Consider the following 22,217-nt stretch of genomic DNA (forward strand, 5'->3'; position numbering starts at 1 on the left):
TAAAATATATTTTTATAAAAAGAAGGAAAGACTTAAACCTTTCCTTATTTTATATTATAATTTATTAAATAAATTTTTTGCTGAATTATAAATGTCATCCTTTCCTAATATATCTGAAATAACAGCAACTCCATCAATATTAGTTCCTCTTAATAAAGTTAAATTATTACTTTTTATTCCTCCAATTGCAACTACTGGTATAGAAACTTTATTTTTTATTTCTTTTAATTGTTCTATTGAAACATCATCTGCATCTTTTTTCGTATTTGTTTTAAATATAGCTCCAACTCCAATATAGTCTGCTCCATCTTTTTCTGCCTTTAAAGCTTCTTCTAATGTACTTGCTGAAATACCAATTATTTTATCACTGCCTAAAGTTTTTCTTGCAACACTACATGGCATATCATCTTGCCCTAGATGAACTCCATGACTATTTATAGCTAATGCTATATCAATTCTATCATTTATTATTAATGGTATATTATATTTATCTGTAACTTTTTTAATCTTTTTTGCTATATCATAAAATTCTAATGTTTTTATATTTTTTTCTCTAATTTGTACAACTGTAACTCCACCTTTTATTGCTTCTTCAACAGCTTTACATATATTTGTGTTTTTAAGTATATTTCTATCTGTTACAAGATAAAGCTTATAATCTATATTACTCTTCATTTAAAATCCCCATTTCCTTTATCATTTCTTCATTCATATTATATATTGCATCAATTATTTTAACTTTAAGGCTACCTGAACCTTCTAAATCTTTAAGGTTTTTAAATGCTATATCTCCTGCAATTCCCATAGTTAAAATTCCAAGTATTGTTCCAATTAAATTATTTTTTGTAGCTCCTAAATATGAACCAATTAATGATGTACACATACAACCTGTTCCTGTAATTTTTGACATAGCTTTATTTCCATTTTTTATTGTATATACTTTATTTCCATCAGAAATAACATCAATAGCTCCAGTTACTGCAACAACAGAACCTATTTCTTTTGAAAAACTTTTAACTATATCTTTTGTTATTTTAAAATCACTTGTTTTATCTGAAATTTCTTCTACAGAATCAACTCCTTTAGTTTTTGAATTAATTCCATATAAAGTTTTTATTTCTGATAAATTCCCTCTTATAACGGAAAACTTAACTTCTTTTAATAATTTCTTTGCAAACTCTGTTCTATAAGGTGTAGCTCCAGCTCCAACTGGGTCTAATACTATAGGAATATTTAATTCATTTGCTCTCTTACAAGCAGTTAACATAGATTCTATAGTTCTGCTATTTAATGTTCCTATATTAATTACTAATGAAGATGCTATTGATACCATATCATATACTTCATTAATATCATCAGCCATAACAGGAGATGCACCTATTGCTAAAGTTACATTTGCACAATCATTTACTGTAACATAATTTGTTATATGATGAACAAGAGGACTACCCTCTCTTAAATTTTTTAATACTCCATTTATTTCTCTAAAATTCTCCATTTAAATACCCTCCCTGAAAATATAATATTTATAAATGCTGTTATAATCATAGCTGGTAAAGTTGATCCAATAATAAAATCTAATTTTATAAATATGTAATAAATAATTATTCCAATTATCCATACAATAATTGATTTAATATTTATAAGAACATTTTTTTCAAGTCTCCTCTTAAGTAAAAAATAATCAGAAATTAAAATTGCAAATAAAGGTGCAAAAACTGAACCTATTGCATACAAGAAACCTTCATAGTTTTCCATTTGAACTAATAGTGCTACTATAGTTCCTATAATAGTCATAATAAGTCCAATTTTTCTTTCATTTAGTTTTGGCATTATATTTAAAAATGATATACCTGCTGAATATATATCTAGAAATGTAGTTGTTACCGTTGATAACACTATAATGCCAAGTGCTATAATTTCTAAATTAGAAGCAAGCATTATGTAAGATGGGTCTGAGCTATTTGAAACTATTGAAGCTCCAAGACCTATTATAAACATCCATGAACTGCCTAAAAAATAACCTATAAAACTTCCAAATACAGCACTTTTTCCGTTCTTTGCAAATCTTGTATAATCTGCAATAAGAGGAAGCCATGAAAGAGGCATAACTATATTTAATTCCAAAGCTTGTCCTATAGATATTTCACCATCAAAAGTTTTTGAAAATACCGCTCCATCTTTAAATATTATAAAACCAAGTACTAAAGTTAAAATAAATAATAAACTTACAGCTATAACATTTAAATTTTTCATACCATCTCTACCAAACCATATCCATATACCAGTTAAAATAGAAATTAAAATAATACAAATAAATAAATTATCAAATCCCCAAATACTTTTTGTTATTAATTGAACTGATGTAGCAGCGGCTCTTATCATAACGGCTGTCCATCCAATAAGCTGAAGTACATTTAATATAGAAAATAAATAAGTTCCATATTTTCCAAAGGATATTCTTGTTGATGTTATAGCAGGTACACCTTCTTTAAATCCTATAAACCCACCAAGAACTAATATTATAGTTCCAATTAAATGTCCAACAATTATCACTTCTAATCCTTTTGTAAACCCAAGAGGGGCAAGTAAACCTCCTGTTAATATTTCAGCTATTGAAATAGCTGCTCCAAACCATAAAAAAGATAATGTAAAAAATCCAAATTTCTTGTTATTCATTTATTAACCCTGCCTTTTTATATAATTCATAAAAATGGTTTGTTGGTCCAACACCATGTCCTATATCTAGGGAATGAATAATAGCTATTGTTATATAATCCTTTGACCTTTTAATAGCTTCTTCAATACTAAAGCCTAAAGCTAAATTTGAGGCTATTGCAGATGATATAGTACAGCCTGTTCCATGAGTGTTTTTTGTATTTATTTTTTCTGCATAAAACTTATATATGTTTTCTCCATCATATAAAATATCAACAGCTTTATCTCCTTCCATATGTCCACCCTTTAAAAATACATTTTTACAACCAAGTTTATAAATTTCTTTAGCAGCAAGCTCCATATCTTCAACTGTTTTTATTTCTACCTTTTCTGAATTTACTTCACTTATTATTTCTAAAGCTTCTGGTAAATTTGGAGTAATTACATAAGCTAAAGGAATAAGCTCTTTAATTAATGCACTTTTTGATTCTGGCTTTAATAAAGAATAACCACTCTTTGATATCATTACTGGGTCTAAAACTAAATTTTTAGGTTTATATTTTTTTAATTTCTCACTTATTATGTTAATTGTAGAAATTTTTGATACCATACCAATTTTTACCGCATCAACATTAATATCCTCAAAAATTGCATCAATTTGAGCTCCAATAATTTCTTCATCAATATCTTGTACTTTAAATACTCCCATAGTATTTTGAGCAGTTATAGCAGTTATTACGCTCATTCCATAAACTCCATTTGCACTAAAGGTTTTTAAATCAGCTTGTATTCCTGCTCCTCCACAGCTATCTGATCCTGCAATAGTTAAAACATTTTTCACATTTAACACCTATCCTTCTACTAATTTTATAGAAGATTTTTTAAATATATTTAAAATAAAAAAGGTACAAGCAGAAAACGCTTGTACCTCAATATACAAAAATACTTAAAATATATTCAAACATCTTCCTACGCTGGTATTATCCATCTCAGGTTCATAGGGTCAGAAAATTTTAAGGTTTTCAATCTCAGCTGGCCAAATCCCAGCCCCCCTGTGTCTTAAATTATTTAATTTTTACAGGTTAATTTTAGCACTATATAAAATTTTATTCAACATTTTTATTAGTTTATTTTTTGCCATCCAATTACAGCAGCTCCAATTGCACCTACAAATTGACTTAATTTATGAGTGTATACATTTTTATTTAAGTAACTTTCTATTGTATCTTTAAATATTTTTGAGTTAGCAAGTCCACCGCTAAAAAATATATCACCTTCTAAATTTAATCTATTTGCAAAATTAGCTGTTCTTTTACTAATTGAATGAACAACTCCAAGGGCAATATCTCCTCTATCAACATCATTTGCTAGAAGACTTATTATTTCACTTTCTGCAAATACAGTGCACATACTTGATATATTTACAGGTGTCTTATTCGTTATAAATTCATCAATATTATTAATATCTTCTTCTAGTATTCTCATCATAACATCTATAAATCTTCCTGTTCCAGCTGCACATTTATCATTCATTAAAAAATCTACAACATTTAATGACTTATCAAGTAAAATAGCCTTTGAATCTTGTCCACCAATATCTATTACAGCTCTTATGTTAGGATTTAAAAAAGCAGCTCCCCTTGCATGACAAGTTATTTCAGTAACCTGCTTGTTTGCCTCTTTTAAAAGCTTTCTTCCATATCCAGTTGTAACTACATATTTAACTTTGTCACTATAAAGCTTATTAAATACTTTATAAATACTTTCCTTTGGCTTAGCTGCAGTTTTTATTATTAAAGTTTCAACTATTTTATTTCCATCAAATAAAACTCCCTTTGTTGTTGTGGAGCCTGAATCTATTCCTAAAGTATATATTTCCATAAAACTCCTAAAGCATTTCAATAAATGCAGCCATTCTAGTATTTAATTGTCCAATATCTGATGATGAGAAATCAGTTTCCACACTCATATAAGGCTTTTTCTTTTCATCATTTACAAATCTCTTAATTGATAAAGTTTCAACATTGTATGTATGACAAGCTGTTAATATTACATCAACAACAGCATCAACTTTATATTCATCTATCATTTTATCTAAAAGCTTAATTCTATTTGGATTAGGAGTCATACATGAACATCCAATAGATAAATATTTACGAGCTAATGCATCATAAACATCTGGATTTTCTTCATCTACTAAATCTTCAACTGCTTTTGCTCCACTACAATTTTCAAGTGCAACAACATATCCTCCATTATCTTCAATAGCTTTAATTACTTTTTCAGTAGCTCCTCCAATTGGACATCCTGTAATTAAAATACGTGGCTTTTTATCATACTTCTTCTCTTTTTCATATTCAGAATTAATTTTTTCTATTAATTCATCCATTTGTGCTGGTATTTTTTCTCTTTCAAAACTAAAAGTAGTTCCATTTAATACTTTAAATATATCTTGTCCAAGTAATGGAACTGGGTCTTTTTTACCTAATTCATAAAATCTCTTTAAAGCTTTTCTTTCTTCATTTTTTATTTTTATAGCTCTCTTAATATCTTCTTCTGTAATTTTAACATCAAACATTTCTTCAAGTTTTTCTTTAAGTTTTATTATTTCATTTTTCCATAAGCTTAATCCATCTTCTGTTTGTGAATTTGGCAGTTGCATAACATGTACAGGTTTAAATTCACTTAAATATTCATACATTTTTTTCTTTCCATCACATGTTGTTTCTCCAACTACTAAATCTGAAAAATAAAAATAAGGACACTTATCAGTTTTTCCAAAACCATAACTTGATTTAATTAAAGGACAAAGATTACGTGGTAAATCTTTTTCAGCATCTGGTATTGTTTCATCAGAGCTTGCACAAAGTGAAACTGTTGCTGCTCCCATAGCTAAAGCAAGTTCTTGTGGAAAATAAGTACAAAATACTCCTATTAAAGGTATATCCTTATCCTTTAACTCTTTTGCTTTAATAAAGCCATTTCTTCTTACTTCTCCAAATTCATTAAATACTTCTGGTAATTCTTTTTGTAAATCCATAAATTCTAAACTCCCCTTATTATGCCAATTTATAACGCTTTATTTGTTAACGTATACATTTAAATGATATCATAACTTTTTAAACTATAAATTTTTTCTATGTTAATTTTATGTAAACGAAAAAAGACTTTAGTTTAAACTAAAGTCTTTCTTTTTTATATTTATTCATATCCTAATAATACTCTCATTCCAAAAAGGTCCCCGTAAATAGCTGTTCCTTTTATTATCTTTTTATTTTTGCAAGAAATATTTTTATAAGCTCTATAAGCCTCTAATTCAGATTCATATGCAACTATAGCTTCATACTCTTCATTTTCCTCGTTTCCTATTACTATAAAACTATCTCTAACCTTTTCTTTAGGTAAATCTTGTTCAAAATCTATTTCTTCAAAATAATCATCATTATTATTCATCTTAATATTATTTATTAAAGTTTCTCTTTTATAATCTTCTCTAACTTCTAATGTAATAACATTTCCAACAGTTCTTCTAAACATACTCCCTTCCCCCTTATATAAAATTTATATAAATTATATTATTTTATATATAAATTTTATATATTTTGTATATAGTTGTAAATAATTATCAATTATAATTTTAAAAAAATTCAACTTTTGTAACTTTTTATTTAATTCAATTAAATTTTTATTTAAATATTTCCCTCTTTATTAATGGTAAAATTTGTTTCATTTTTCCTTTTATTTTCGTATAATTAATATGTTACTTAATATTGTTTATTTTTTAACTCAATAACTAACTTTACACAAATAGAGGGGATATATTTTTATGACTAGTTTAAAAGAAGGTACCTTATTAGAATTAAAGGAGTATAATCTTCAAAAAAATTTATTGGAAGTAAAAAATATTTTGAGAAATGAAGAAAAATTTGAGGGCTATTTTGAAACACTAAATTATAGCGCTAAAAGTGAAGAAAAAAATTCTTCCAAATCTTTACTTAATGACAAATCTATATGGAATACTATATTTGTTTTAAGTAATAAAAAATTATATCTAATAAATACAAAAGAAAATTATGATAAAATTTCTCTTAATGAAATATCTTTTGATGAGATTGAGTATTTAAATTTATATTTAAAAGATTATAATGAACCATTACTAGAACTTAAAATTTATGGACATCCTAAAATTCAATATGAACCGCGTTCGGGTAATTACTTAAGTTTACTTAAAAAAATTCATAAACTTAAAATTTTAAATAATAAAGAAATGAATAATGTTTCTAATAAAAATACTATATCGAATTATTTACTTTACTTTATTTTCATTATACTAATAATAGCTTTAATTGTTATTTATATATTTCTTTAAAACAAAAAGGAATTAAATTAGTATTTTCTATATTTTTAAACGATAATACTAATTTAATTTCTCTTTGAATTTAATGACTATTTAAATTTGATTTATATATAATTAAATTTATACTAATAATTTTCTGCTCTAACTTCAAAGAAACCTTGTGAATAATTACATACTGGACAAACTTCTGGAGCTTCTATACTTTCTATAAGGAATCCACAATTTAAACATTCCCATATTGTTTTTTCATCTTTTTTAAATACATTTTTATTTTCTATATTATTTAAAAGTTTACGATATCTATCTTCATGTGATTTTTCTATTTTTGATACTTCTATAAACTTTTCTGCCAAATCAAAGAAGCCTTCTTCACTTGCATCCTTTGCAAATCTAGCATACATATCTGACCATTCGTAATGTTCACCTTCAGCAGCGTGAAGAAGATTTTTCATTGTATCTCCTAGATTTCCAAGTTCTTTAAACCATAATTTAGCATGTTCTCTTTCATTGCCAGCTGTTTTTAAAAATAATTCATAAATTTGTTCATAGCCTTCACTTTTTGCAACATCAGCAAAAAAAGTATATTTATTTCTAGCTATTGATTCACCTGATAATGCTTCCATTAAATTTTTTTCTGTCTTAGTTCCTTTATATTTATTAGTTAACTCACTTTGTGTCTCTACTTTAACAAATACTGAAGCAGGGCTTTTGCAAACTGGACATATAAAGCCTTCTGGTAATTCTCCTTCATGTACATATCCACATACTGAACAACGATACTTTACTGATTCATTTTCTGATTTTTCTTCATTACTATTTGAAGATTTATTATCTTCTACCTTTACAAATACTGAAGCAGGATTTTTACAAATTGGACATGTAAAGCCTTCTGGTAATTCTCCTTCATGTATATACCCACATACTGAACAACGATACTTTACTGATTCACTCATTTTTTTACCTCCCAAATCTTTGCTTCTATCAAAATATATTGTATGTAACATTTTTTCTGCAAGTTTACTTAAAGGTTTTCCATAAAACTCTTTATAAAGTGCTTTTATTTCTTCATTTTCATAACTTAATCGAATTTTCATATTAGAATCTCTTTTATAAAGACTTTCAATACGTTTTTCTCTAATATAATCTCCTTTAAAATTAATATCTTTTGGTTGACCACCACCACCAATACAACCTCCTGGACAAGTCATAACTTCAATAAAATGATACTGCTTGTCTCCAGTTTTCATTCTATTAATAAATTCAGATGCATTTTTAGTACCATAAATAACAGCCACATTTATATTCATATTATCAATTTTTACTGTTGCCTCACGAATTCCTTCTAATCCTCTTACTGGCTCTAAATCATAAAACTGCTTTGGTGGTTTTTTATTAGTAATATATGAATAAGCAGTTCTAAGAGCAGCTTCCATAACTCCTCCTGTATTTGCAAATATAACTCCTGCTCCTGAAGCTTCACCCATTAACTTATCATAACTACTATCTTTTAAATTATTAAATTCAATATTTCTCTCCCTTGCCCAAATAGCTAATTCTCTTGTTGTAATAACATAATCCATATCACGCATATTATCTATATTATAATATTTTCCTGATGCGTTCATTTCATCTCTTTTAATTTCAAACTTTTTTGCAGTACAAGGTGTTAAAGCTACATTTACAATTTTAGATGGATCAATTCCCATTTTCTTTGCAAAATATGTTTTTATTGTAGGTCCTTGCATTCCAATTGGACTTTTAGAAGTTGAAATATGCTCTAATATATCTGGATGAAATGTTTCTGCATATTTTACCCATGCAGGACAACAGCTTGTAAATTGTGGAAGTGGCTTATTATTAGTTTTTATACGTTCTATCAATTCACTTGCTTCCTCAACTATTGTTAAATCTGCCCCAAAATTTGTATCAAGAACATAATTAGCACCTAACTCTCTAAGTAAAGCTATCATTTTCCCTTCTACAAAACTCCCATCTGGCATATTAAACTCTTCACCTAATGATACTCTAACTCCTGGTGATGTAGAAAATATAACTATTTTTTCATTGCTTTTTATTATTGATTCAACCTTTTTATAATCATATACTTCAGTAATACTACAAGTTGGACATACATTAGCACATTGACCACAATTAATACATACAGCAATATCATTAGTATTTTTTAAATCATAATGTCCATTTACACCTATATAATCAGTACAAACATTTTTGCACATACCACACTTTATACATTTTTCTTCATGTCTACAAATTGAAGGATTATCTGGTTCAATAGCTACACGGATATTTGTAGATAAATGTTTGCTCATTTATTTACTCCTTTCTTATACTATAATGTTTCTAACAAATAACAATTTAAATCTACTACCTTAATAAATTATAATATAAAATAATATAATTTTTGTAAAAGTTTTCAAGAATAATATGAAACTTTAGAAAATATAATATGAATTTTGTAGAGATAAAATATTTAATTTTTATTTTGTATAATTAATGGTTTTATATAAATCTTTTAATTAATTATTTAATATGTGTGTTTTATGTTATTAATGTTTTTTTAGATTAATTTATCTTAAAAAACTAAATTTAATAAAAAAAGTATCTACTTTATATGTAGATACCTTTTAATGATTGTATATTATTTAAATAAAATATAAATTAAAATCATATATAATACTTTTATAATTTATATTATGTTTCTATTTAACTTCTTTAAGAATTATACCTTTTTTAAAGCCTCCTCTTTTTAATCTTTTTTCTTCTCTTTTATTTAAAAGATCTTCTTCTTTGTATCCTAAATTGTCTGCAAGAGCAAATAATACTTCCATAACATCTGCAAGTTCTTCTAAATTTTTATCTTCTAAATATTCATTTACTTCTTCATTTAACTTTTTTTCTAAATACTCTGTTTTTTCTTTTCCTGTTACTATTTCTATATTGCACATTTTACCTGCATCTTCTATTATCTTTGGTATATCATCTCTAACTAATTTATTATACTTTTTCATACTTAATCATCAGCTCCCACATTTTCTATTCCTCTATTTTTGTAATACTCAATTACTCTCATATTAATTGCATCAATTACATTTTCTTTAAAAGTATCATTATCTAAGAAATCTTTAAGTTCTTCTGTTAACATAAATTTATCATCTTTAAAAGAGAAAAATTTTCCACCAGATTTAACTAAAAATTTAAGTGGCATTTCTTTAGCCTTTTTTATATATTCTTTCTTTCCCCAATTTTCTATACTATCTTTATTATTTTTACCTATAATATCTTTCTTATTAGATGGCTTACTGTAAAATTCTTTCATAAAATTATATATATCATCTTCATCAATTGAAAGCTTCATATTTCCATTATTATAAAAAGCTAAAAGTATTGGCATCTTATATGTTTTACTCATATTAGTTGATTCTATATAGTTAATAAATTCTTCTGCTAAAGTTCCTCTTAAACTTAATTCTTCCTTTCTTATTTCACCTAAACTATTTAAGAATTCTAAATAATTTCTAAAAGGATTCTTCTTACCCTTTTTTCTAGCTTCTCCGTAAACTTCACCATCTATTAAACTTATAAATTCTTCTCTATTTGGAATTTTATTAATTTCTTCTTTTACTCTATAAAATTCTTCTTTTAATTTTTCTTCAAACTTTTTTTCTTTACTTAAAAGTTTTTTGTATAAATCAACAAGTTCAAAATCAAAATCTATATAACAATCTTCTGGATAAATAAAATAATTTGGATTATTTGATACACTTTTATCTTTTGGCTTAATTCCTCCAATAAGCTTTGGAATCATATCAGCCTTTTTATAATTGCCTATAAAATCAAGTACATTTACATACTCTTTATTTTTATCTAATCTTAAACCTCTTCCAAGTTGCTGCATAAATATAGTTTGTGATTCTGTTGGTCTTAAAAACATAACCATATCTAATGATTTTATATCAACACCCTCATTAAACATATCAACTGAAAATATTATATTAATTTTTCCATTTTTAAGCTTTTTAAGAGCATCTTCTCTACTTAATGAATATTTTCCTTTTGCATCACTATATACAGCACATGCTTTAACTCCATTTTCTACAAAATATCTTGCCATATAATCTGCATGAGCTTTTGATGAACAAAAACCTAAAGCTTGCTTTGAATTGAACTTTTTGTAATGCTTAAATATTAAATTTGCTCTCTTATCAATCATTAATGCTTTTTCAAGTTCTAGTGTATTATACTTTCCATTTTTAAATTGTATATCTTCATATTTTACTGTTTCATCATAAATTCCATAATATCTAAATGGACATAAATACCCTTTATTTATTGCTTCTGGAAGCCTTATTTCATATGCAATATTATAATCACATATAGAAAATACATCTCTATTATCCATTCTTTCAGGAGTTGCTGTTATACCAAGCAAAAACTTTGGATTAAAATAATTTATTATGTTTTGATAATTTTTAGTAACTGAATGGTGAAATTCATCAATTACAATATAATCAAAATAATCTTTCTTGAACCAATTTTCATTTAAATATTCCTCTTTACCTAAACTTTGTACAGATGCAAAAAGAGCTTCTACATCTCTGTCTTTATTTTCACCTTTAAAAAAGCCTGTCTTTAAATTTTTCCTTACATTTTTAAAACTTTCCTCAGCTTGCTTTAATATTTCTTCTCTATGTGCTATAAATAATACCTTATTAAAATCTAATGAATCAAAAGCTGCAAGATAAGTTTTACCTATACCAGTAGAAGCAACTACTATCCCCTTATCCATTCCATCTTCTCTAAGTTTTTTAAGTTCACTTAATGCTTCTATTTGCGCTCCCCTTGGTGAAAATATTTGAATTACATTATTTTTTTCTTCTTTGTTTTCATCATCTAAGTTACTCATTTTATATATTTTAGGGTTTCTCCATGATTTAGAATACCTTTTAAGTTCTTGATCATTTAATATTATTGATTCATTTAAAAATAAATTTTCAAATTCCCTGCAAAAATAATTAAAATCTTCTTCATTTTGCTCTTTTTTAAGTCTATAATTCCACTCTAATCCTGATGTTAAAGCTGATTTTGAAATATTTGAAGAACCTATAAATATATCTCCATCTCCATCTTCGTAGTGAAAAATATATGCTTTAGGATGAAAAGACCTTTTTGAATCTTTATAAAATCTCATATCCGTCTTATCACCCAATATATTTTTCATTAAATATAAAGCTGATGGTTCTGTTATTCCTAAATAGTTACCTGTAAGTATTCTTATTTTGCATCCATTTTCTACCGCAAGGCTTAAATCTTCTTTTAAAATTTTAACTCCCGTTTCTCTTAAAAATGCAACTATTATATCAACTTTCTTTGCCTTCTTAAATGCATCTTTTAGCTTATGTATTAAAAAGTTAGAGTTTCCCCCAGTTATACAGTTGCCATTTTCTTTTATCTCTTTTTCTTTTATACTCGTTATACTAATTTCTTTTTCAGCTATTACCTTTACCATAAATACTCCTAACCATTATAAAAAACTAATTGCTTTTTTATTCTTCTTACTCCACCTCTTGGATCTTCTATATCACCTTTGTATCTTGGTATTATGTGCATATGAAGATGCATTATTGTTTGACCTCCATAATATCCAACATTTACACCAATATTGTATCCATCTGACTTGTATTTTTTATCTAATATGTTTTTTACTTTATGAGATAGCTTGTACATTGACTTTATTTCTTCTTCTGTTGCATCAAAGTAATTATTAAAATGTCTTTTTGGTATTATAAGAACATGACCTTCATTTACTGGAAATTTATCATATATAGCAAAACATAAACTATTTTCTGCTATGTAGTCTTCTTTTTTGTAATTACAAAATAAACAATCCATACTTTTCTCCTCTTTTTTATATATACATATTTTAGCATATATTATAATAAAGTATAAATTTAGATATACAAAAAAGTGCTAATAACTTTTGTTAATTAGCACTTTTTATAATTTATTCTATGAAGCTTTAATACTCTTTACTCTATCTAAATGATCTCTTCTTTTTTCTTTATCTAAGATATTAGCTTTAAGTAGCTTGTAATAAATTCTTTTTATCATTTCTTCATCAAAGTTATATTCTGAATTATATGTATTTAAAAATCTTTTCAAATCTTGTCTATGTAAAACTGGTGTAATTGTATTTACGCATCTATCTGAAAAAACAATTATAGATTGTGCTTTTATATCTGATATAGATTTTATTACATCTTCTGTAGCTTTTATATGTCCATAATTTTGTCTAATTGGATTAAAAAATCTATTTTTTTCTTTGTAAATAGTTTGTGTCCAATACTTTGAATTTTCATCTCCAAATATCCATCCACTATAGTTTTTATCTTCAATTACAAATACTCCTTTAGGTCCAATACAAATGTGATCTATTTGAGTTGTTCCATTTTTTGATTCTAAAAGAACATCATCTAATACCTTATATTCTTTTAATGAAAGTAAAACTTTTCTCGTTCTTTTTTCTCCTAAATCTCCTTTTATTTTTGTTGAAACTTTTTTTGTATTTAATATTTTAAACACTATCAGTAGTACAATAAATAAAATAATTAGATATGTCATTATTATTCCCCCTTACTCTATCCATTTCCATTATATATAAATTAATGTTATAATTTTCATATTAAGTTTATAGTTTACTAAAGTTTAATATAATTATTGTTATTTCACTGAATTACATTATAAATTTAAAAAAGAGCACCTTTAATGGTACTCTTTAATTTAACTTTTATTCTATATAATAGCTTAATTCATTATAATCAATTCCGTATTCATCAAATATAATTCTTAAAGTATATATTTTTGCATTAGTATTTAAATTTTTCTCTACATAAACATCTTCTGCAAGTTTTACTTCTATTCTTAAATCTTTATTAGTTGAACTAAATCTTTTATTTAAATACTCATCCCCAAAATCTTTCTTAGTTATTTTTCTAAATATAAAAGGATCTAAATCATATAGCATTTTACATACTTCTTCAAATAATTCAGTCCATGTTTTGCAAGTTCTTTCTATTCCCATAAATGAAAATCCTTTAACTTTTGAATTTGTTAAGTCTTCTTCTTCTGAAAGATAAAATAAATTTTCTTTCTCCTTTTCTATCTTATAATCAGTATATGGGTATTGCCATATTTCTTTAGCCAAATTAAATAAAATTTCACTTCTTTTCTTTATTTCTTCCTCATCCCACTTATCTACTGAAGCTATATATTTATTAAGTTTTAATCTACTATTGTTAAAACCAGCCTCTATAGTTTTCTTTTCGTGAAATGGTCTATTGCTCATTTGAGAATTATATCCTGTAAGAGTTAAATTTCCTATTGTATGAAGATACTTTTCTTTAACCTCTTCATAATTTTCGCCAAGCATTTCTATCCAACTTGGAGTTAGATTTTGTGGCATAATATGTTCTATACTTAATTCATTTTGCTCAACTAATTTTTCTATAGCAACTTTTTCTGTATTATTATAATTTTCTAACCTTTCTAATAAATAAAGCTTATTTTTACTTTTCCAATTATAAATGTTGTTTTCAAAGAAATTTCTTTTAAACTCAATATCATCTGGAATACGTTGAGATAAATTTTTATTTGTTAATACATATTTTAATACTTCAACATAATTATCTTCATAATTTTTATGAGATTTTATTTCTTTACATAAATTCATAAATACTTTGTTTAAAGCATTAGTTGCAACCCCACACATTATTCTTCTAAAAATATAACTTTCTATTATTTTAAATATTTCAGTTAAATCTTTAGATGTTATGATTTCATTATTATAATCATCAAGTACTTCAAGTAAAAAAGGATATGAAACCCTTACTTCAAGTTTATTTATTTTCTGTAAATGGTCATCTGCTTCCTTTATTCCCGTATTGCTTGTCAATATTTTATTATAAGACTCTGAATAATTAAGAATATCTTTTAGGCAATCTTTTATATCTATATCATTATCTTTTATATATGATTTAAAGTTTATATATACTTTATTTATATTAGAAATTCTTCTCTCTTTAACAGTCATGTAATCTCTTAAAAAACTTGTAACATTATAAAGTGTATTTTTTTCAACCTTATTCCAATAATTATTATAAAGATCTTCTTGCTCTTTTGATGTTTTATCCATAAGTATAAAATTTCTAACTTTATCTGCATCTGTTAAATCAAGCCCCGTTGAATTTAAACTCTCAAATATTAATTGTGGATCGTCTTCTCCATTTTTAAGTTCAATTTCAACAATCATTAATTTTTCTATAGCTGAATATAAATCATCTAATGATATTTCTCCATCAATAATTCTCTCATAAAAATATTTATAATTTGCTGATATGTTTGATTCCTCACTTAGCTCTTCATCATTAAATATATTTTCAAAAGCTTTTCTATCATCTTTAATAGGCTTTAATTTTAATTTACTATCATCATCCATATAAGGATTAACTAAATATTGATTATATATCTTCTCTTTTCTTATTTTATTGCTTTCAAGTCTTCCTTTATCTAATATGTTATAAATAGCTAAAAGCATTAAAGATACTGTTGTTATTCTTTGTTGTCCATCTATTATTAAATATTCTCTATCTCTTGATGAATCGTTATAAATAGAAACAATAGTACCAAAAAAGTGTGATTTGTAATCATATTTAACTACATTTACTAAATCATCATATAATTGTTTACATTGTTCTTTTTTCCAGTCATAATTTCTTTGATATACTGGTATTACAAAGTTTGTATCTGAACTATCTAAAAATCTCAATAACCATTTTTCATTAGCCTTCATTTTTATCCCTCATTTTTTATTATATATTTGAATTGTTACTATATTTTTTAATCATATACTGTTATTGTACCATAGTTTTCCATAATTATTTAAAGTATATTAACTTATTTTTACTACTATTTAATCAACTACTTATATTTAGTAATGCTCAATTGATACGCCTTTTTCAACTCATATTAACATCATTATTTTAGATAAATAAAATTCATGCTATAAAAAATGTGCAACAGTAGTTACACTCTAACAATAATTACTATCGCACATTTTTTATAAATACTATATTTAAATTTACCTTCACTTCTTTATGCTATACATAAATAGAATTTCTTTATATTTAGATTCAGCTTCAGCTATATTTTCATCTAAACTGATAAAATATCTTCCTAGTAAATAGCTATCTGATACTAAAGTTATATTATCAAAATCACAAGCTATTTCCTGGTATATATGTAAATATTTACTCACTTCTGGATTTCTTGAAATTCCAAAATTTTGGAATCTAAAATAGATTTCATTAATTTCATTCTTATATTTACTTACTATATTTAAAAACTCATCAATAGTCTTCTCATTGAATCCTTTTTTTAATTTATAATAAACTCGCTTGACATTTTGTAATTCATTATAATTTAATTTTAAAAGTTTAACATCTTCTTTGAATATATTTTGCTCATAGTATTCTCTAGTAAATGTTAGGCCTCTGCCATATGTCCAGTAGATTTCATCATCTTCTAATTTACCAGAAGCTGATGGTCTGGCTTGGTTACTAAGATTACTGTTAATCCACAAAGCTTGTACTGTCCAATTACATATTATAGTATCTTCTTTACTTGAAGATACATATAGCCATAGCACATCATACTGATGTTTATGCTCATTTACTATACTATGAACTATTTCTTTTATAGTGTCTATAGACATTCTATACTCTAACTCTATTTTTATACTTAATCTTTTAGCAAGATTATGAGATATATCATCTTTTTCTATAATTTTAAATTTATAATTGTTTATAGATTTAGTATTTTTAACTTTATATTTTTCTTTTATATGCTTGGCGAAAATAGAGATCTCTGGATATATAATATATCGATTAATATTATACTTTATATTTAGTTCGTCTTTTATTCTATTTTTATACTCAACAGGAACTCTTATTGTAAAGCTCACATCATTCCTACTTATTTCTTTTACTTGATTCATTATAATATTATTTTCTACTACATTAGTACATAATATAAATGTACCTTTTTGATTATATAATCTTTCATTAGTATGACTTAAAAATTCATTAAATTCTACCAATTTATTTTCTTCTATTATTTCAATAATTTCATCTTCTGTGATTTCTTCACTGTATGTTTCTTTATATAATTCAATCAATGCTTGAAAAGAATAATCTTCTGCTACAGCTAGCAATGACACTAAATTTATATCTTTACTATTTATAGCATATGGCTTTTTCTCAAATATAAAAATTTCAGCATCCGCAACATGCTCTGCTTCTTCTATTGCAAAATAAAGCGCTATATATGGATTTATTGTTATATCTACTAATCTTGTTGGTATTTCGTAATGTTGCATTTTAGACAATATCTCTATTGGAGTTTTATAAACTTCAAATTCTCTTGGCTTATTCTCTAAAGTATCTAATATCATGTTATTTTCATTTTTTACATACCCCTCATCTCTAGATAAACTACACGATATATTATATTCTTTATCTTTTTGACCTCTAAAAAATACATTCCCTTTACCTTCATATTTTGAAACTATAGATATAAATTCATATAAACTTATTATCTCTACTACGTTGTCAGAAATATTTTTACCATAGTAATTCCCCCTGTAAAGCTCTTTATTGTTCTTATTTTCTATTTTCAATATATTTTTCTTATTTCTCTCACTTTATAATCTATTTATATCTCTACTTTTATATAATCACAAAAATTTACAGAAACTCATCATAAATATACATAAGTTACAATTAAATTTAGTTTATATAATAAGATAATTATTAATACGTATTCAATAATTTTTGTAATTCATTTAGCTTATTTTAAATTTCTTCAGACGAATCCCCAAAATCCGTTTGCTCTCTTAATTTATTTCTAACTCAAGTTTATAGGTATTTATTTGATTTACTTTCCTAATTTCGCAATTAATTTTCTCCATATTCTTATAATTCTCTTTTTAAAAATTTCTATCCAGATTGTTACTCCATATAATTTACTTTTTTAGTGTCTTAATATATAGAAGCCTACACAAATCTATAACAAGTAATTACATATTCATATAGAATATTTATAATTAATTATGATTAATACACCGTTCTATCATTTACTTAAAATCCATCAACATTTAACTTTTAATCTCATAACCTAAATTCATTATATTATTAGTTACTTTAGCTGGTATAGCTAATATATGTATAACTTTAGTGACTTAATTTGCCGCGAACCTGCATATAAATTTTCTAAAAAACATTAATTTATTTCCTAGTACAATCATATTTCCTAGACTATACAACCATTAATTATAAACACAACTTAAATTTGAGGAAAATAGATATATCCATCAATATGTCTGTTTTATTATTATAATCATACTTAGAATTTATAGACCATTATTATTAATAAATAATATAACTTTCCCCATATATTTTAAAAATAGCTTAAATAGCAGTAACCTTAAAATATAGTTTATATTTTTTTATTTATAAATTTAGAGAAAAATGTTCTGGTATTATTTGACTGTTCATTAGAGTTAATTAACTTATAAGCTAATATTCCTATTATTTTTGTAAGCTCGTTCTCAAACTCTCTAGTACAATCTGATGCATGTGTTTCATAATGTATTATTTCATGCACTAATGTTCCTAAAAATAGCTCTGGCATCTTAAGCTGTGACCTTTTAATTACTATAATATCTGCTTGATAATCACATACCCCTAGTATTTCTTCCTCCATACTTTTATGCATCGTATTAGATATTTTTACTTTATTTAATAAGCTATTATATCCTAATTCTTTAGCTAGATTTTTACATAAATCATATATTTTTTGTTCTACCTTAGTTAAATCTTTATAATTAACAAAGTCAAACTTAAAGTTTTCTTCATATGATTTCATAAAAGATGATAGTGTACCCATTTCATTTCCATAATAATCTTTCATCCCTTCAAACTTTGAAGCTACATTTTCAGGAATATATATTATTTTCTTACCTTCTGACTCTATTGTATTTCTTATATCTTCACTAACAAAGTTTCCTTGAGGAAGAAATACAACATTACCTTGTTTATTTACTTGTTTTGCCATATGAGTAGCAACATCTAACCAAGATATTTCATCACAACTATTTCCATAAGAAACTTTTTCTAACTGCTCCATCATAACATTTAAAACTTCTTTATTTGATGAATTTAATAAAATTTGTTTTACTCTATCTGTGTAGGCACTTCTACCCACATTCGTTCTTTCTCTATTTAAAGCTTTCTTAATTGAAGCATTAATATTTGTTATATTATAGTGAAATACAAAATTATCTTCTTGAGCTATTTTCATTCCATTTACATATATATTAGATTTTTCATTATGTTTTGACTTTTTATAAATTTCCCCATATTTTGTAATCTGTAATAATTCAGAGTTAGTATATTTTATAAAATTTAATTGAGCAATTCTCATATCTTCATCTGAACAATTTTCTAATATAAAATCAGTACCTACTATATCTAAATTCTCTATTTCCGTTATTTCTGCATGCAAAGTTTCCACATCGTTAAACCCATATTTAGATGTCATTATTGTTTTTATAATAGACTCTTTAGTATTTATTTTTACAACTACATTATGTCTATGGAATGTAGCCAAAGCATCTTTAAGCCCTACCCCAAATTTACCTATCAGGTCTTTTCTGGATATTTTCTCTTCACTCTCATTTTGAGTAAAGTGTAAATACTTAAGACCTCTTCCATAGTCTTTTATATGCCATTTACCCTCGTTATCTTTAAATATTTCTACAGGCTTTACACCTGTTATTATTGTTTCATCTTCAGCATTTGCTATTATCTCTCTTATTGCATCTGCAACTGTCCAATTTTCTAGAACAGTTTCTATATTTAAATCAAATGTTCGCTTCATTTATTTTTCACTCTCCTCTTAACCATATTTTACTTATTAGCTTAATTTTTTCTCTTATTCCTTTATTAGATCCACAAACTTGATATATACTGTCATTATCATATTTACTCACTTAAACCACACTTTCTCTTTGGAATTTTATACAAAATAATTATACAATTTTATCAATAAAATTCCAATTGCCTAACCTTAATTTCCTATATAAGCAAAAGCACTAACTTTTTTTAAAATTAGTGCTCTTAAATATTATTTTTAATATCTTTATACCAAGCTCACATTATATAAAAATATATATTTATATAAACATTAGATTCTCTAAAATCAATAATTTTTTAAAAATTCACCATTATTAAAATATATATTTTTATCATTATTATCACCATAATTTCTTTTAATAAATTTAACTAAAAATATATTATAAAGTAGAAGTTAAATAAATTTAAGCCAATTCTTAAATTTACTTTTATTAAAATCAAAATATTAAAAATTTGAAATATTTTAATTTTCTTCTAATATTCTTGAAGAATAATTTATAAACTCAGTTAAAAATTTATAATTTTCTTCACCTAACAATTGTAATTTCAATCTATATTTTTATATATCCTCTTGTATTTCTTCTCCCATTTCCATTAAGAATATATGAAATAATTTTCCTTCAGAATTTCTGGTATTTTCACCTTTTTTATTTCCCAATTTTCTTCAATTAAAATTCCTTCTTTATTTATAGCATCAACGTGATCTTTCCAACCATCAACTAAAAATAAATCGTTTCATGCTTTTTGTAAAATATATCTAAAACGTGAGCCAATAGCTCCTACTCCAATAATTCCTATTTTCATTTAAAATACTTTCCCTATTTTATATTTTCATACCACTAAGTAAAACTTATAAAGAACTCAGCTTTGATTTATTCTTCTTGAACCACTTACTAATACTGTTTTATAATTTTCAACTTCAATTCCTGTTATTCATCTATTTACTATAATTAGTAATAAAAGAATTGTAAAAAGACACTAGTAGCTTTAAAATAATTAATCCTTTAAATAATGCAAAAATATCTTTTACTCTCCTATCTCCTAATTTGTACGTGCAACTAGTTTTATAAAATCGCTAATTATAATCCTCCTCAAAAAAAGGCTTATAAACATCACGAAGCTTTTTCACTTCACTTTTTTGCTTATTTATAGGCTTTTCGTTTAAATACTCTTCAAACCTACTTTCCCTAAAAAGAGTTGATGGTCTTAAATAAATTTCATACTCTGTCCCCTTCCATCTATTCTTCTTATTCAATATAACTTTCTTAAAATCTGAAACAGTATATCCATTTTCAACAAGTTTTTTTATAAGCTTTAAAATTTGTTTACTATTTGCTTTATAACTTGTATCAAGTTCACTATTTAAAAATTCAATAACTTCTTCACAAATCTTTTTTATATATATTTTTTTATTATCTTTTTCTTTGTTTATATTAGACTGTTTATTATTTGTTCCGTCTTTTGAGATGCCATTAACCGTTCCAAAATCAATATCCCCATTAGTATTTAAGTATGTTGTTTTTGGGTAAAATTTTTTATTCTTCTTTCCAAAAATATAATTATTACTAGAATCTTTTTCATAAAAGTTATCAATACTTTCTACATTAGCTTCAAAATTTCCTTTTAAAGATCTATTTTCTATTCTTTCATCTTCTATAATTTTTTCTTCTAATACTTCTTTAGTTTCTTTCTCCTTTTCAATATTATTTAATATTTCCTCTTCTCTTTTTTCTTCTGATTTTTTTGATTTTGATATTATATCTACTATTTTTTTAAGTTCCTTATTTTCTTTTTCTCTTTTTGTATCCTTATTTTCATGAATAAATAATAACTTATAGTTTTCTCCAAATCTATAAAATGTAAATAAACCTTTATCTTTAACTAATCTATAATCTAATATTTTAAGTTCAGTTAATCTTTTAAGTCTTCTTCTTAATACATCTGAACTTTTTATTTCAAGAAGAGGAATTTCACTAAGTAAAAATGATGATTTAATCCAATAAAATCTTTCTCCATCAATTTCTTTGCTATAAATATATCCTAATTTTATAAAATCATGAATTTGTCTTAAAATTTGTAAATCCTTAAGATCTAATCCAAAGTCTATTGCAGCCTGTTGTGAATATCCACAAATTATTTTTTTCATATATAAACCC

At 25.0% G+C, this 22,217-nt stretch carries 17 protein-coding genes and 1 riboswitch; of the genes, 1 reads left to right on the forward strand and 16 read right to left on the reverse strand.

From position 1 onward, the window contains the following. Positions 1–54 precede the first annotated feature (54 nt). The 7 genes from thiE to AC4FQW_RS03775 form a co-directional block, all read right to left on the reverse strand. The gene (gene thiE, locus AC4FQW_RS03745) at positions 55–675 is read right to left on the reverse strand and encodes a thiamine phosphate synthase (protein ID WP_491147302.1); all 621 of its coding nucleotides are present in this window, start codon (positions 673–675) and stop codon (positions 55–57) included. Continuing rightward, positions 665–1,498, reverse strand: coding sequence for a hydroxyethylthiazole kinase (gene thiM, locus AC4FQW_RS03750; RefSeq protein ID WP_491147304.1), 834 nt, complete (start codon positions 1,496–1,498; stop codon positions 665–667). Before thiM ends, thiE begins: the two co-directional genes overlap by 11 nt. Continuing rightward, entirely contained in the window at positions 1,477–2,679 is a 1,203-nt protein-coding gene (gene cytX, locus AC4FQW_RS03755) for a putative hydroxymethylpyrimidine transporter CytX (protein ID WP_491147305.1), read from the reverse strand. The genes thiM and cytX overlap by 22 nt, the downstream gene beginning before the upstream one ends. After that, complete coding sequence (gene thiD, locus AC4FQW_RS03760; protein WP_491147307.1) at positions 2,672–3,499, reverse strand: bifunctional hydroxymethylpyrimidine kinase/phosphomethylpyrimidine kinase; 828 nt, start codon at positions 3,497–3,499, stop codon at positions 2,672–2,674. Before thiD ends, cytX begins: the two co-directional genes overlap by 8 nt. 107 nt (positions 3,500–3,606) lie before the next feature. Then, positions 3,607–3,722: riboswitch (TPP riboswitch) on the reverse strand. 58 nt (positions 3,723–3,780) lie between these two features. Next, positions 3,781–4,539: an acyl-CoA dehydratase activase gene (locus AC4FQW_RS03765; protein WP_491147309.1), complete on the reverse strand. Its 759-nt coding sequence runs from the start codon at positions 4,537–4,539 to the stop codon at positions 3,781–3,783. A gap of 7 nt (positions 4,540–4,546) precedes the next feature. Further along, a complete protein-coding gene (locus tag AC4FQW_RS03770; RefSeq protein ID WP_491147310.1) occupies positions 4,547–5,698 on the reverse strand; it encodes a double-cubane-cluster-containing anaerobic reductase in 1,152 nt (383 codons plus the stop codon). 161 nt (positions 5,699–5,859) lie between these two features. Further along, a complete protein-coding gene (locus AC4FQW_RS03775; RefSeq protein ID WP_491147312.1) occupies positions 5,860–6,195 on the reverse strand; it encodes a hypothetical protein in 336 nt (111 codons plus the stop codon). A 289-nt stretch (positions 6,196–6,484) separates the two neighbouring features. Between AC4FQW_RS03775 and AC4FQW_RS03780 the strand changes: the two genes are divergently transcribed. After that, on the forward strand, positions 6,485–7,027 hold the full coding sequence (locus tag AC4FQW_RS03780; RefSeq protein WP_491147314.1) for a hypothetical protein: 543 nt from the start codon (positions 6,485–6,487) through the stop codon (positions 7,025–7,027). A 113-nt stretch (positions 7,028–7,140) separates the two neighbouring features. Here the strand turns inward: AC4FQW_RS03780 and rbr are convergent, their stop codons facing one another. The 9 genes from rbr to AC4FQW_RS03825 form a co-directional block, all read right to left on the reverse strand. Then, positions 7,141–9,345: a rubrerythrin gene (gene rbr / locus AC4FQW_RS03785; RefSeq protein ID WP_491147316.1), complete on the reverse strand. Its 2,205-nt coding sequence runs from the start codon at positions 9,343–9,345 to the stop codon at positions 7,141–7,143. A gap of 390 nt (positions 9,346–9,735) precedes the next feature. After that, positions 9,736–10,044, reverse strand: coding sequence for a phosphoribosyl-ATP pyrophosphohydrolase (locus AC4FQW_RS03790; RefSeq protein ID WP_491147318.1), 309 nt, complete (start codon positions 10,042–10,044; stop codon positions 9,736–9,738). Between the two features lie 2 nt (positions 10,045–10,046). Then, positions 10,047–12,542 (reverse strand): DEAD/DEAH box helicase family protein, encoded by a 2,496-nt coding sequence (locus tag AC4FQW_RS03795; protein WP_491147320.1) that lies wholly within the window; start codon positions 12,540–12,542, stop codon positions 10,047–10,049. An 8-nt stretch (positions 12,543–12,550) separates the two neighbouring features. Continuing rightward, positions 12,551–12,949, reverse strand: a complete 399-nt coding sequence (locus AC4FQW_RS03800; protein WP_491148148.1) for an HIT family protein — start codon at positions 12,947–12,949, stop codon at positions 12,551–12,553. Positions 12,950–13,042: 93 nt separating this feature from the next. Continuing rightward, positions 13,043–13,654 (reverse strand): nuclease-related domain-containing protein, encoded by a 612-nt coding sequence (locus AC4FQW_RS03805; protein WP_491147321.1) that lies wholly within the window; start codon positions 13,652–13,654, stop codon positions 13,043–13,045. Between the two features lie 166 nt (positions 13,655–13,820). Then, positions 13,821–15,881, reverse strand: coding sequence for a DUF262 domain-containing protein (locus AC4FQW_RS03810; protein WP_491147322.1), 2,061 nt, complete (start codon positions 15,879–15,881; stop codon positions 13,821–13,823). A 294-nt stretch (positions 15,882–16,175) separates the two neighbouring features. After that, on the reverse strand, positions 16,176–17,765 hold the full coding sequence (locus AC4FQW_RS03815; protein WP_491147324.1) for an FRG domain-containing protein: 1,590 nt from the start codon (positions 17,763–17,765) through the stop codon (positions 16,176–16,178). 818 nt (positions 17,766–18,583) lie between these two features. Beyond that, positions 18,584–20,026, reverse strand: a complete 1,443-nt coding sequence (locus AC4FQW_RS03820) for a hypothetical protein (RefSeq protein WP_491147325.1) — start codon at positions 20,024–20,026, stop codon at positions 18,584–18,586. 1,110 nt (positions 20,027–21,136) lie between these two features. Next, positions 21,137–22,207: a conserved phage C-terminal domain-containing protein gene (locus tag AC4FQW_RS03825; protein ID WP_491147327.1), complete on the reverse strand. Its 1,071-nt coding sequence runs from the start codon at positions 22,205–22,207 to the stop codon at positions 21,137–21,139. Between the last annotated feature and the right edge of the window lie 10 nt (positions 22,208–22,217).

The sequence above is a fragment of the Clostridium sp. TJA085 genome, from assembly GCF_058310235.1.

Coding starts and splice junctions, on each gene's coding strand:
- thiE (WP_491147302.1), bottom strand. CDS start 675: ATGAAGAGTAATATAGATTATAAGCTTTATCTTGTAACAGATAGAAAT.
- thiM (WP_491147304.1), bottom strand. CDS start 1,498: ATGGAGAATTTTAGAGAAATAAATGGAGTATTAAAAAATTTAAGAGAG.
- cytX (WP_491147305.1), bottom strand. CDS start 2,679: ATGAATAACAAGAAATTTGGATTTTTTACATTATCTTTTTTATGGTTT.
- AC4FQW_RS03765 (WP_491147309.1), bottom strand. CDS start 4,539: ATGGAAATATATACTTTAGGAATAGATTCAGGCTCCACAACAACAAAG.
- AC4FQW_RS03770 (WP_491147310.1), bottom strand. CDS start 5,698: ATGGATTTACAAAAAGAATTACCAGAAGTATTTAATGAATTTGGAGAA.
- AC4FQW_RS03775 (WP_491147312.1), bottom strand. CDS start 6,195: ATGTTTAGAAGAACTGTTGGAAATGTTATTACATTAGAAGTTAGAGAA.
- AC4FQW_RS03780 (WP_491147314.1), top strand. CDS start 6,485: ATGACTAGTTTAAAAGAAGGTACCTTATTAGAATTAAAGGAGTATAAT.
- rbr (WP_491147316.1), bottom strand. CDS start 9,345: ATGAGCAAACATTTATCTACAAATATCCGTGTAGCTATTGAACCAGAT.
- AC4FQW_RS03790 (WP_491147318.1), bottom strand. CDS start 10,044: ATGAAAAAGTATAATAAATTAGTTAGAGATGATATACCAAAGATAATA.
- AC4FQW_RS03795 (WP_491147320.1), bottom strand. CDS start 12,542: ATGGTAAAGGTAATAGCTGAAAAAGAAATTAGTATAACGAGTATAAAA.
- AC4FQW_RS03805 (WP_491147321.1), bottom strand. CDS start 13,654: ATGACATATCTAATTATTTTATTTATTGTACTACTGATAGTGTTTAAA.
- AC4FQW_RS03810 (WP_491147322.1), bottom strand. CDS start 15,881: ATGAAGGCTAATGAAAAATGGTTATTGAGATTTTTAGATAGTTCAGAT.
- AC4FQW_RS03820 (WP_491147325.1), bottom strand. CDS start 20,026: ATGAAGCGAACATTTGATTTAAATATAGAAACTGTTCTAGAAAATTGG.
- AC4FQW_RS03825 (WP_491147327.1), bottom strand. CDS start 22,207: ATGAAAAAAATAATTTGTGGATATTCACAACAGGCTGCAATAGACTTT.